This is a genomic window from Lysinibacillus sp. FSL P4-0201 (assembly GCF_038593425.1).
Classification (GTDB): Bacteria; Bacillota; Bacilli; order Bacillales_A; family Planococcaceae; genus Lysinibacillus; species Lysinibacillus capsici.
Window position 1 is genome coordinate 3,285,773 of record NZ_CP151995.1, and the last position, 13,543, is coordinate 3,299,315.

The 13,543-nt window shown below is 36.0% G+C and carries 11 protein-coding genes; 4 read left to right on the plus strand and 7 right to left on the minus strand.

The annotated features are described in order from the left end of the window. Positions 1-16 precede the first annotated feature (16 nt). Positions 17-1,642, minus strand: coding sequence for an NAD(P)/FAD-dependent oxidoreductase (locus MKY76_RS16500; protein WP_342556853.1), 1,626 nt, complete (start codon positions 1,640-1,642; stop codon positions 17-19). Positions 1,643-1,768: 126 nt separating this feature from the next. Here MKY76_RS16500 and MKY76_RS16505 point away from each other — a divergent pair, with 126 nt between their 5' ends. Beyond that, a complete protein-coding gene (locus MKY76_RS16505) occupies positions 1,769-2,464 on the plus strand; it encodes a helix-turn-helix transcriptional regulator (protein ID WP_342556854.1) in 696 nt (231 codons plus the stop codon). A 67-nt stretch (positions 2,465-2,531) separates the two neighbouring features. Here MKY76_RS16505 and MKY76_RS16510 read toward each other — a convergent pair whose 3' ends face one another. The 4 genes from MKY76_RS16510 to MKY76_RS16525 all read right to left on the minus strand — a co-directional run bounded on the left by MKY76_RS16510 (position 2,532) and on the right by MKY76_RS16525 (position 7,058). After that, entirely contained in the window at positions 2,532-2,993 is a 462-nt protein-coding gene (locus tag MKY76_RS16510; protein WP_342556855.1) for an SAM-dependent methyltransferase, read from the minus strand. A 91-nt stretch (positions 2,994-3,084) separates the two neighbouring features. Then, complete coding sequence (locus MKY76_RS16515; protein ID WP_048395091.1) at positions 3,085-4,275, minus strand: Ger(x)C family spore germination protein; 1,191 nt, start codon at positions 4,273-4,275, stop codon at positions 3,085-3,087. After that, on the minus strand, positions 4,272-5,369 hold the full coding sequence (locus MKY76_RS16520) for a spore germination protein (protein WP_048395089.1): 1,098 nt from the start codon (positions 5,367-5,369) through the stop codon (positions 4,272-4,274). Before MKY76_RS16520 ends, MKY76_RS16515 begins: the two co-directional genes overlap by 4 nt. A gap of 21 nt (positions 5,370-5,390) precedes the next feature. After that, positions 5,391-7,058 carry a spore germination protein gene (locus MKY76_RS16525; RefSeq protein WP_342556856.1) on the minus strand — a complete coding sequence of 556 codons (1,668 nt, stop codon included), beginning with the start codon at positions 7,056-7,058 and terminating at the stop codon, positions 5,391-5,393. A 224-nt stretch (positions 7,059-7,282) separates the two neighbouring features. Between MKY76_RS16525 and MKY76_RS16530 the strand changes: the two genes are divergently transcribed. The 3 genes from MKY76_RS16530 to MKY76_RS16540 all read left to right on the plus strand — a co-directional run bounded on the left by MKY76_RS16530 (position 7,283) and on the right by MKY76_RS16540 (position 11,450). Then, the gene (locus tag MKY76_RS16530; RefSeq protein ID WP_048395084.1) at positions 7,283-8,287 is read left to right on the plus strand and encodes a hypothetical protein; all 1,005 of its coding nucleotides are present in this window, start codon (positions 7,283-7,285) and stop codon (positions 8,285-8,287) included. A 377-nt stretch (positions 8,288-8,664) separates the two neighbouring features. Then, entirely contained in the window at positions 8,665-9,789 is a 1,125-nt protein-coding gene (locus tag MKY76_RS16535) for a hypothetical protein (RefSeq protein WP_342556857.1), read from the plus strand. 170 nt (positions 9,790-9,959) lie between these two features. Further along, positions 9,960-11,450: a serine hydrolase domain-containing protein gene (locus MKY76_RS16540; RefSeq protein ID WP_342556858.1), complete on the plus strand. Its 1,491-nt coding sequence runs from the start codon at positions 9,960-9,962 to the stop codon at positions 11,448-11,450. Between the two features lie 181 nt (positions 11,451-11,631). Here MKY76_RS16540 and MKY76_RS16545 read toward each other — a convergent pair whose 3' ends face one another. Continuing rightward, positions 11,632-12,627 carry a DUF4179 domain-containing protein gene (locus tag MKY76_RS16545; protein ID WP_342556859.1) on the minus strand — a complete coding sequence of 332 codons (996 nt, stop codon included), beginning with the start codon at positions 12,625-12,627 and terminating at the stop codon, positions 11,632-11,634. Continuing rightward, positions 12,628-13,158, minus strand: coding sequence for a sigma-70 family RNA polymerase sigma factor (locus MKY76_RS16550; RefSeq protein ID WP_257960596.1), 531 nt, complete (start codon positions 13,156-13,158; stop codon positions 12,628-12,630). It lies immediately after the preceding gene. Positions 13,159-13,543: the final 385 nt, after the last annotated feature.

Consider the following 13,543-nt stretch of genomic DNA (forward strand, 5'->3'; position numbering starts at 1 on the left):
GCTCCCCTCTCACGAACTATGATATTGATTTTAATTTCATTAACTTAAAGCCTACATAATTGTTTTGAGCCACCTCATTACAATATTTTGTGTAATAATCAAATCCTCCTAGATAGATTAAAAAACTTCGAGGTTTGCCCTCAATATTGGCTCCCGTATACCAGGAATCACCTTTGACGTAGAGTGTTGCATTAGCAACATCTCGACAATGTGTGCTCCAAGCTTCCTCTGCTTCTATTGTTGGTTCCACAAGATCAATGTCATGCTCACGCAAATAATGCATGCACTCGGCAATCCATTCGACATGCTGCTCAATAGCAATCGGCATGTTCACGAGAACAGAAGGGCTTTCTGGTCCCGTAATCATAAATAAATTAGGAAAACCTGCTGTTGTGAGTCCAAGATAGGTTTGAACAGCTGCCCCATCCTTCCACTTCTCTTTTAATGACACGCCATTCCTTCCTCGGATATCAATCTTAAATAATGGCCCTGTCATGCCATCATAGCCTGTCGCAAAAATGATGATCTCTAAATCAAAATGGTTATCCGCCGTTTGAATACCTTCTCCTGTTATTTTTTGAATAGGTGATTCTTTGACATCAACCAGTAAAACATTCTCCCTATTATAGGTTTCAAAATAATCGCTATCTAAAACCTGTCTTTTCGTGCCATACATATACTTAGGACATAGTTTTTCTGCAACCACAGGATCTTTCACAATCTGTCGTATTTGGGAGCGAATAAATTCTGCCGCTTTTTCATTGGACTGTTCATTCGTTAACAAGTCATGATAAGTAGCTGAGAAGGCAAAGCCACCTTGTGTCCAAGCTTTCTCAAAAACCGCCTGCCTCTTATCATCAGGTTCTTCCATTGCAGATTGCTGATTTTGTGCAAAAGGTGTACCTGAAACCGAATTTCTCATGGAACGTTTTATCGCTTCAAAATTTTTCTTCGTTTCTTTGATAAAGTCCTCTTCATATGCATGGTTACGAGCGGGAATCGTATATTGTGGAGTGCGTTGAAACACCGTTAACTGCTCTGCTTCTTTTGCAATAACAGGTATTGCCTGAATCCCGCTTGAGCCTGTCCCAATAATTCCTACACGCTTCCCAGTAAAATCAACCTTTTCATGTGGCCAATGCCCTGTGTGATACCATTTTCCGTTAAATTGTTGCAACCCCTGGATGTTAGGAACATTTGCTGCAGATAGACAACCTATTCCTGTAATAAAGTACCTTGTTAAAATGTACTGCCCATCGTTTAGATGAATCATCCATTTATGTTGTTTTTCATCAAAATGAGCTGCAGTGACTCTTGTGTTAAATTGGATAGCTGATCGCAATTGAAAACGATCGGCTACATAATTTAAGTAGCGCAATATTTCTGCTTGCTCTGGAAATCTAGATGTCCAAGTCCATTCTTCATATAATTCTTTTGAAAATGTGTAGTTATAATAGATGCTTTCAATATCACATCTAGCACCAGGATAACGATTCCAATACCAAACACCACCCACACCATCTCCAGCCTCGTATACTATGGTTGAAAAGCCTTTACTCCTCAACTGATGTAGCATATACAGACCTGCAAACCCAGCACCTAGAACAACTGCATCCACCTCTTTAATTGTTTGACTACTCACCTATTGCTCCTCCTTACGCCGAAATAGAGAAATACGGCTTTACTTAGCTTAAATACTACAACTTACAGAAAATATTGAAAATTCCTTATTTTAAGCGTAGTATATACTTAAAAAAGGGGATAGGTCATGTCCAATCTTTATACCATTCAAAAACGTTTCGACACAGTACAAAGTTATGCCAACCATGAAGAGCTGTTGATTCACATTTTGCAGGTATATTTAGATGCTTTTCCTATCAAGGATGCCTATTTATTGAGGTATTCTCCAATAGGCTTTGTAGCAGAAGGAATCATTTTTTTAAATGAATCGGGTGGTAGTCATATCGATGAAATTCGTGAGGAGATTCGTAGCTTCCCTATTATTTATGCTGCTATTGAAGATAAGAAGGCTAAATTTTGCACAGGAATGGACTATTTAAAAAATATCAGTATGAAATATTCTATTCCCTCGCAAAATAATACGTTTTTAATTGTCCCTATTTTCATTGGGTCATATGTTTTTGGCTATATTTGTAGTACTCAATTAGAAGAGGAAATCGATATAAATGATAAGCTGTTAGATGACATGACCACCTTTGGAAACATGATTGGACAGCTTATCATACAAGCTAGAAATAGCAAAAAAGAGGGCTTTCTGAGCAAGCGTGAATTAGAGGTAATGAGACAGGTAGCGCAGGGAGATAGTACAAAGGAAATAGCAGATGTTATGCAATTAAGTGAATTAACCATTACACAATATGTAAAATCTGCTATCAAAAAATTGCGTGCCAAAAATCGCTCTCATGCCATTAGCATTCTTTATCAAGAAGGAATCATTCTTTAAAAAATCAGGGGAGCACGCTACTCCCCTTTTTTAGTAACCCACAATTGTCTTCGCTTTAACAATTTTATTACGCCCAGTAGGCCTTCATTAAATCTATTGACCACGCTGGCTGTTTAACATCCTCTTTAGGTAAAAATTCTTTCATTACAGGCTTTATATCTAGTATAGGTGTGCCATCTATGGCGTCTAGCCCTTGAACGATTAATCCTCTTGATTTGACCTCTAACAAGGCAACGATTGTACTTCCTAATTTATTGGGTCTATTTTTACCTCTTTGTGCGAAAATGCCAACCTCTGGATAATCATGATTATTTCTCGGATGTCTTGCCTCATATTGAATTTGATCGTCTGTAACCTTATCAAAATAAAAAATAATTTCTAGATGAGAAAAATCTTCTATTCCTTTTAAGGACGCCTCTTGGATATGATCAGCAAGTTCAATAGTTGAAATAATCTCTCCCCAATGATCATCTTTTAACATTTGCCGATTGTTACGAGCGGTAGCGATTGATTGAATAGTATATTGCATGTCTTTTATCCCCCATCTTTTCGAATATCTACTATATGTCCTTTCATTTCAGTATAGACTAAATGGACAGAAAAAAAGATGATTAACAATGTTAATCACCCGACGTGCCATAATCCTTAATGGAAACCTTCACTTCACATGTAATAGGAACCTCACTAAACGTTTGATCCCATTCTTTTTTTCTTTTTTGCCATACTTTCGGGTAATCGATTCTTAGTTTATTGCCAAACCCAGAAACATCTGTTTGAAATTCATGTTGCGTTTTATCTAGTGCCTTCCTCACTAATCGCTCTATCTCTTTTTCAAATACTTTCTCTGCTTTTTTCAAAAATTGATTGTCAAATGCTTTATCGGAGAGAACCCAATGTTCAGCAATTCTTCCCTCTGATTGAATTTTTATCGTAAAGGAGATTTGATCCCCTTTTACATGTGGAATAATTTTACTTTTAGCTGAAATAATTTCATACACAATAGGTGCTCCTGACTCCTCATCAAAGCCTTTGACTAGGCCACCTTTCGCATCGCCAGACATCCATGCAATTCCTTCTAGGTCACTCTCATTTAAAAATCCTCGTAGCTTTTTGGTTTTTCCTTCAATGATAGCAGCGCCTGCAAATTTTACTTCTCCATTTTCCGTACTCACATTTTGCAATAAAAAGCTAGAGTCTGAATACAGCTTCCCCTCTAGTTTGGCTACGGTCATCGGAGGCAAAATTTTTGTCGTCCTTTCATGTCCCTCCATCATTTCTACTAATTGAAAGGCAGGAATTTTAGTTGGTTCATTTGTTTCAAGTGCCTGACTTGCCTGATCCTGAGCAATAAAGAGCAGTCCACTCGGCCGTATTTCTAATTCTCTTAGAAAAAAATCCAACGTTTGTTGAAGATTGATAGTACTAGCTAATTCCTCACCGATAATAATTACTTTGGAATGTTCAGCAAAGGAACGTTTATCAACCTTTAACAGCATATTTCGTAAAGTTGGTAACACCGCATCACCTGTCTCAGAAACATTTTTATACGCTTTTTCTGGCAATGCTCCCTCTTTTGTTCCAGAAACCGTAGTCTCTGACGTAACAAATTGATTGGTAATTGTTAGCAACTGTCTGTTTGCATACCTAGCATCTTGTTGCTCTTCAGAGGAAACATCACCCGTTTCTAAATCCAATGATGTACCTACAATAAGGCCTAAATCCTCAATCTCTTTACTACTCCAACAGCCAGTAAGAAGTAAGGTTACCGTTGCAACTAGAAGTAAACGTACACAACACTGTATTCGCTTCATGCTTTCTTTCCTTTCAATTTCGAAATAAGGAGTAAGGTTATCGGTACTACACCAAATAAAATTAATGCAGCATGACCAATCTTATCTCCAAATGTAAATAGATCGTTAATATTTTTAGGTGTCATCGCAATAATGTAAATAATCGGAAGTAGCCCGTATAAGAAGGGATGCATATTTTTCTTAAACAGTTGGGCTAATCCTAAAGTAGCGGCATAATAAGTAATCGTAAAGGTAGCAAAGATTTGCATAATCCAAATTACAAGAAGAAATGACTCAAAGCGTTCAAAAATTAAACCAGGGATTTCAAAACTTCGCATTAATTCAATTGTTGGCCAAGTCCTTGTTAAAACACCCTCAATGGATAGAGCACCAATGACCATCACAACCGTGATGACATAAAAGAGCAAGGGTATGGCTATACCCGCCAGTACAACCTTTACAGCTTTTGATTTATCTGAGGGGTACATAAATGCCACAAGTAGTAGCATAATTTCAGGCCCTAAAAATGCTAGTGTCGCTGTTTTTATTCCCTTTAACATCGGAACAACGCCCAGACCGAGTACTGGTCTCAAATTATCGATTTCAAAAATCCCTAAACTTAAAAAGGCCACAAGTAAAAAAATAACAAAGGTAATAGGAAAAATGATTTCAAATAAGCGAGCGATTGTGTTGATGCCACCGCTTATTAAGTAAAGTCCAACCCATAAAAAAGGCAAAATAATCGCCCAAGTGGGGGTTCCTTCTAATAAGAAGAGAGAAGTTACTTCAGCCATGATGCGAACTTCAAAGGCAGAAATGGTAAAAAAGTAGGCAATTACACACGCACTTATAAACCAGCCTAACCACTTCCCTATGATATCTTGATTATATTGATAAAATGTTTTGTCAGGGTATTGTTGGCTTAGCTTCACAATGATTACACCTGCAATCATTGCAACGACACCACCTAAAAATACACTAATCCAAACATCTGGCGTTTTTACTTTTTCAACAGATGCACGAGGTAAAGTAAGAATCCCAGTGGCAAGAATATAGTTAATAATAATAACAACTGCTTGTGACGTCGTTATTTTATCTTTCATACTGCTGTTCATGGCTGTTTTGCTCCCTTTCTTTTATTCCCCTTTGCGGACCGAATCTTTTGGCTTTAACAATTTAGGACGATGCTTCATCATCTTTAACGGCATTCGTACCATAAAATCTTTCCAATCACCTGCTCGATACGGAATAGTTGGGCTCAAATATGATACACCGAAGCTCTTTAGCTTTACTAAATGACTGCAAAGGAATAAGAAAAATAGAATGATGCCATATAGTCCAAATAAAGCTGCGGAAAACATCGCGACAAAACGTAACATTCTTAGCGTGATACCAGCATTATATTGAGGGATAGCAAAAGAGGAAATTGCTGTTAATGCAACCACAATGACCATGATTGGACTAACAATTCCTGCCTGTACGGCGGCTTCTCCAATAACAAGTCCTCCAACGATCCCCATTGTCGGACCAATCGGCTTTGGTAGACGAAGTCCTGCTTCTCGTAATATCTCAATAGCGACTTCCATAATGAGGGCTTCAATCAATGCTGGAAACGGTACCCCCTGCCTTGTTGCCATCATGGACAGCGCTAGTTTAGTGGGAATTAAACCTTGATGAAACGATACAAAAGCAATGTACAGGGATGGGCCAAATAAAGAGATGCCTGCAGCAAAATAGCGAAGCAAGCGAATAAGTGAGCTCGATAACCAACGTTCATAGTAATCCTCTGGTGATTGCAGTAGCATATTAAACGTGACTGGCACAATTAATGCAAAGGGAGTTCCATCTAAAAGAATTGCGACTCGTCCCTCTAGTAAAGCAGCAATAACCCGATCAGGACGCTCGGTACTTTGCACTTGCGAAAATGGGCTGAGATAATCATCCTCAATCAATTGCTCAATATATCCCGATTCAGCAACATCATCCAAATGGATTGTTTCAATTCGTTCCTTCACCTCTTTGACAAGATTAGGCTGCACAATTTCATCTATATAGGCTAAAACCAACTCTTTTTTCGTACGTTCGCCTACTTCCATCTCGATAATCGATAAATTTCGATTCTCACCATGCTGTCTTAATAAAGAGGTGTTCACACTTAATTTTTCTGTGAAGCCCACTCTTGGTCCACGTACCATTGCTTCAGAAACAGGCTCCTCAAGATTTCGAGTTTTGCCATGTGCCGTGCCAATGATAAATACATTCTGTATGCCATCCACAATTAATACAGTGGAACCAGTTAATACTTTGCCAACAGCTTTCATGACTTTCGATTCCTCTAGCAGATCGCTCACTGGTAGGATTTCATTTCTAATTGATTGTTGTAGTTCATGACCTCTTAAAACAGACGGCTTTCTTGTATGTCCATTCATTAATGATTTCAAAATATGTTTGTCAATTAATTCTTTATCGCATAATCCTTTAAGAAAAACGATTGCTGCACGATTATCCGTATTTCCTATTTGAAATTCTCTAAAATGAATATCCCAATTATGGCCAAGTTCTTTCCTCATTTGTAAAAGATCTTTATTATAATCCCCTGTAAATTGCTCTAACGTTTTTTGAACAGGGATGTGTACCCTCTCACCTTGTTCACTTTTTTCTTTCATCTCAATTTTGCCATTGCTCTTATTAACAAATAAAAAAACATGGAACAATTTATAAATTAAATATGGAATAAAAAACGCTAAAAAGCCTTGTAAAAAAACTTGCCAATGTGGCATGTAGGAAATCATCTTTTCCCACATATTGATCACCCTCTTTAGTACACTTGTACAGAGTATCCCTACATGTTTTTATCTTTATCTAAGCAGCAGTATTTTAAACTTCCAATCCTCAACATTCTTTCATAATAAGACACTAACATTCGGTGACCATAAAAAAACCAGCCTCAAATGAGTACTGGTACTTATAAAAGCAATCTTTAGCTTATGGTATACTAGCTACTATGAAAAATTAGAAGGTGAAATTTATGCTAGAAGTCAGTGAAAGTAAATTAACACAATATAGTCTGCATTTTTTGAGTGAGACGCTTATTTTAGGAGAAGAAGTTTTTACACAACCTGAGGTCATGTTAGAAGCAGCCTTTACACAGCTCGCTTTTAGTAAAATTGATGTGGAACAGCAATATGAATTTTTCCATGAAAGCAATATTGCACTCAATGAAGTTTTTACGTATTCAAGAGCTATTTTCGAACAGGGAAGTAACTTCCTAGAACACTCACAAAATATTGCCAAACACTTACATAGTGTGTCACAGCATCCTAACATCAAAAGCGGAGAACTGTTTATTGGCCTTTTTGAAAATTGTTTTCTATTAAATGAGGCTAAAAAGATTATCGCTATTGTCAAAATTGATGAAAAAGAAATGTTTTTAGATGTGAAAAATGAACACAATCAAATGATCGTGAACGGCGTGGATGGCATTAACGTTAAGAAAATTAATAATATGGCTATTATTGTTGATATGGGACCAGATCAATCTCCTGCCGTGTATATTAAAACAAAACGTAAAGAAGATATTGTTTATTGGCAAGAACGATTTTTAAAAATTAAGGCAGCGGATGAACATTATTATAAAACCAATTTAGCATTAACAGAATGTAAAAAATTCATTTTAAAGGAAGAAAATTATACAAGCACAGAAAAACTTGGGCTCTTGAATAAAACACTGGATTACTTTAGAAATGAAGAGGAGTTTCAAGTGAATCATTATATTGAAACTGTTTTTGAGCAAGCGGACACTACTCAAAAAGATATCATCATTAATTCGGTCAAACCCTATGAGACTATCATTTCTGATAGTGCGCTAGAAAAAGCTGAAAAGAAATACAAACGTAAAATCAAACTGGATTCCAATATTGAAATCCAAGTAAATATTCAACATATCGACCAAATAGATGAATTAATTGAAGTTGGCTATGATGAGGCAACGAATCGCAAATTCTATAAAATCTATTTCCAGGATGAACAGTAGAAGAGCTTGGATTAAACGGATGCAAGTTATCTTATGAGTTTAAACATTAGAATGACAGCGTCTCTCCTAAAATCTTCAATTAGGAGAAAAAGAGCTTAAAACAGTATAAGCATAATGCCTTAGTTCGTGCCCTTGAATTTTCTCTGGAAGCGCACTAATCCTTGAAAATCTTTGCTTCGATAATCAACCCTTTGCATGGTCTGTGCTGTAAATAATAGCTATTTTTCAAAGACTACAGATACTAAAACAGTGAGTCTTATCATGAATCCTCCACTCTTTAATTTCTTAAAATTTTTTTCAAAAAGTTAAAACTTTTTCAATTGGTAAAACGTCTAATAATTGGTAACAGAAGTTAACCTAAAGGAGAATTGATAAAAATGAAAAAACCTGCTAAAAAAACATGGCTATTAGCTTCAGCATTAACACTTGGGATGGCTGTATTAACACCACTTCAAGCTGGTGCAACAGCTGTTGAAACAACTAATAATGTAACGATTCAAATAGAACAAAAAATAACAGGTACCATTAAATATTTTGATGGTGGCAGCATTACCCTTAAAGGAACAGATGGAAAAAACTACTACATTGGGTTGCATAAGTTCTCTGATAAGCAAATTGAGCAGTTAAAGCTAGCAGAGGGGCAGGAAATTTTAGTTGAGGGTAGTATTGTGAAAGATTACTCAGACTTCTTTACCTTTGCCGTCTATAAAAAAAGCTTACCTAAAGAAGTGACAAAGGAAGAATTAGTCCAACTAGAAAAACTCTTTTCTGACATGAAAAAGGCTGAAAAAGAAGAGAATTATGAGGAAATGGAACGAATCTATCAGGCGATGGATAACATCACAAGACCTTACGAATTAGCAAATTGGCAACCTGAGCCTTTTGAAGAATTTATTAATGAAGCTGCATTCGCTGAAAAAAATATTGTTATCAAAGCACAAGATAAAGAACAGCTAAAAACACTTTATAGTAACTGGATTAAGTATGTAAAAGAAAATAAAACGGATGAGGCATCAGCAAACATTGATAAAATTTTCACTATTCTTGAACCTTATTACCAAGAATTATATCCACCTTTAACTTTTGAAGAGTATATGGCGGATATGAACGTCGATTTAACAAAAGAGGAACTTGCAAAACTTAAAACGCTCTATGAAGAGGCACAAAAAGCTGAAAAAGATAAAGACGAAGAATTGTCCATGAAGAAATGGGATCAATTCTATGAAATACTTCGCCCACACTTTAAACCAGTTCCCTTCGAGGAATATATGGCAGATATCGAATTCAGCATTAGTAATGCGGATTACGCAAAATTAAAACAACACTATGAAGAAGCAGTTGCCCTTGAACAAAAGGGTGAAGATGAAAAAGCTGGCGAGCAATGGGAAGCCTTTTATAAAATTTTAGACCCTTACTACGAAGCGAACAGAGAAATTCTCATCTCACCATCTAAATTAACTTTTAACGGTCAAGATTTTACACCAGAGCCAGAAACAAACTAAATAAAATTTTAAGGGCCCTCCTATTGGTTTTAGGAGTGGCCCTTTTTGAAGTGACAATTTTGTCATGTTATCCCGGAAATAGTCATGTTAATCGATGGTTTACCCTTATTTTTCTTGTTACAGTAAACCATGTTGTCACAAGCACATTACGTTCTAAGGAGAAAAACAACATGACATTATTCATGAAGAAATCGGTGATGATGACAGTAATGTTACTATTTTTTACGTTCACACCCGGATTTGGACACGCAGCATCAAATGATACAATTAGTAAAATTGATCAGTTTATTAAGGAGCAGCAAACCATTAGTAAAATCCCAGGAATTTCAGTAATTATTGTTGATAAAGGGAAAACCGTCTATCAACGGGGCTTTGGCTTTGCAGATACGAAAACAAAAACGCCTGTTACCTCTGATACTCTTTTTGAGTTGGGCTCCACGTCTAAGGCATTTACAGGACTCGCTATTTTACAATTAGAAAAACAAGGTTTGTTAAAACGATCAGATGATGTCCGAAAGTATATCCCTTGGTTAACATTATCCTATAATGGCGAGGATCAGGCCATGACAATACAGCAGCTATTGTCTCATACTAGCGGAATTCCCTCAAATTCCATTACTCGAATTCCAGAAAGCACAGCAGATAATGCCCTTGAATTAACAGTTAAAACACTGCTGGATCAATCACTAAATCGTCAACCAGGGAGTTCTTTTGAATATGCAACCATCAACTATGATGTCTTAGGCCTCGTCATTGAACAAGTTGCAAAACAGCCATTCGATCAGTATATTCAACAGAAAATTTTACAACCTGTTGGTATGCATCAATCTTTTGTAGGAATTCACCAAGTACATTCCACACATATGGCTTCTGGCTATAAAATAGGTCTAATGAGAGAGCAGCGATACATACCACCTATCTATCGTGGCAACATCCCTGCTGGTTATATCATCAGTAACGCTAATGATATAGCCAGATGGTTAAAATTACAGGTAGGAAACAGTGATATCTATTCAATCAGTAACAATTTAATTCAAGAATCGCATACTCCAGATCTAACAGTGGAGCCTTTTGATACGAATACTTACTATGCAAACGGTTGGGCCGTTGTGAAAAAGGACACAAAGTCATATATATACCATGCTGGTGAGAATCCAACCTTTTCCTCGTATTTCATTTTGCAACCTGACGAACAAATCGGCGTGGCTATTTTAGCCAATATGAATACAAGCTCTACAACAGCGATTGGACAAGGTGTCATGGATTTATGGGAGGGCAAAACGATTGACATGCAACATATCAGCAGCTATCAAAAGCTAGATAAAATTGTAACAATCATATGTGCTATCATCATCGCAATCAGCATTATTTTTTGTTATCTATTCGTTCAAAATATACGCAACCTTTATAAAAAACAACGTAGTATGGCAAATCTAAATTACAAAAGAATATTGTTATTATCTGCCCATACTATACTTGTGGCGACAATGCTGACAGCACTATTTATCACGCCTAACATAGTACTTGGCGGCTTAAATTGGACATTTATTAAAGTTTGGGCACCAACTTCTATTACATTCCTGTTGTATAGCTCCATTTCGGCCAGTCTTCTATATTTATTATTAGGCTTTTTGATGATTGGTACTAAAAGGAAGAATTAAAAATTTTATAGCTTAAAAGATATTTAGCTACAATTAATAGCTTTATTTTGACTGAATACTGCGTAATATGAGCTAAAGGTAAAGATGCTGACCTGTATCATTCATTGCAACTACATCCATCTTTGAAGGTAAGAATTGATTCCTTCAGCACTTTGGAAAGAAGTTGTAGGAACAGACCATATCATTTTAGAGAAATATTAATACTTGGGAGCGGAACAAGCTCTTTCCGCTCTAATGTTTTTTCATCAACAATTCTTATAGTTGGCGTAATGATTAGCGTTCGAATAGTAGAATCAGGTATAAAAACCTCAACATAACCATTTACTCGCCCAGAACCGCTTTTAATAGTTGTTGTTCCTACATTTTCATATACATTTCCAAGATTATCTTTTATGTCTACCATTAAAAATTCTGTCTCCCAATCAAGATTTCCCTCAAAATAAAGAGTGGTTATATATTTTCCCTCTGTTATTTGATTATAAAATAACTGGTATTGATCATTACCAAATGGTATATTTACTTTTCTTGAATAGGCTCGGGTTGGTGTAAGTTCTAACTGAAAATCCCAAGCTCCTTCTACAAGAGTCGTATTTTCCATACCTATAAAATCTTGAGGACGCCATTGAACATTTACCTTTTCATCCATTACTTTGTCTGAAATTCTCGCTGTAAACATACCAATCCAAGTAGCCTCATTCTTTTTAACGATTTGATGACTAAGTACGTCTAGCTTGTTTCCGTTGACTTCTAAATCGCCCTTCCAAAATAGAGGGGGTTCATCTATCGATTGTTCGTGTTTCATTTCATAACTAACCGATACAATCGTTCCATCGAAAAAAGCCTCAGCTAATTCAATGGAGGTTCCGTTACTTTCGTCTATTTGATTGATGATTGATGCATTATCACTAAATACTTGTAATTGGGGATTATCATTGCTATTTAATAGTTGCTGTACAATTGGTACTCGATTAGCCACTACAGGTAGCCAAATGCTGCTACTAGTAAAAATAAATGTGAGCATGGCGACAATACTAACCCACTTCCATTTTTTAAATACATACTTCTTGGTTGAAGATGACCGTAAAACACTTTTTTCAATATTAATCTTTTCCCAATCAGATAATTCAATTGGTTCAATCTCTTCAATATCTATTTCGATGAAGTCCTTTTCGTTCATTTAGATACCTCCCAGCTCTTCTGTTAACTTTAACTTACCTCGATATAAACGATTTTCTACAGCTGATTTAGATAGACCAAATATCTCAGCGATTTCTCCGTTGGAATATCCTAAGTAGTATTTCAAGAGAAAAATTTCCTGATCGTTTTTACTTAAATTTAAAATACTGATAAATAGTTGCTCTTTTTGTACTTTTTGTTCGACGATTCTTTCTGGTAGATCCTTGCTATTTGAAATTGATGAAAGTAACTCGACTGTTTTAGGCTTATTTTGAAGGCTTCTATATGTATCAATCGCTTTATATTTTGCAATAACGCCAATCCATTTTTTAAAATCAATCTCATCGCCAGTAAATTGAATACTCTTTTGCCAAATGGTTAGAAATACATCGTTGATACATTCTTCAATAGCTGTTTGATTGGGCTGTAACACTTTCACTACAATGGCTTTAACATAACCTCCATATTTGTTAATCACTTCTCTTAAAGCTTGTTCATCCTTTTTTTGTAGCTGATTAATTAATGAAAACACGAAGTTAGAAAACCTCCTTTCCTTTCTTCTCTACAAGTAATAACGAGCAAATGAAAGAAAACTCTCACATTATTTAAATAAAAAAACAAATGATTCCTTTCCGCAACACATTGTAGCTAAAAATAGAAACGGAAAAACATAGACTTACTGTTTCAAACCCGCTCCATCATCATGCATCAAAAAATGATTTTTTATCTTATGGACTGGATTGACAACTAAACATCAGGCTGTAACAAGCGCCTTTGAGTTTCATCCTATCAAGTGTTTAGTGATACTCATCCTTCACCCAAGATTCTCTTTAAAATTACCTAAATACGATTCATTAGACGAATACCCTTTTCTCTTTCAACGGCATTCATACAATAAACTGAAGAAAGGAGAGATC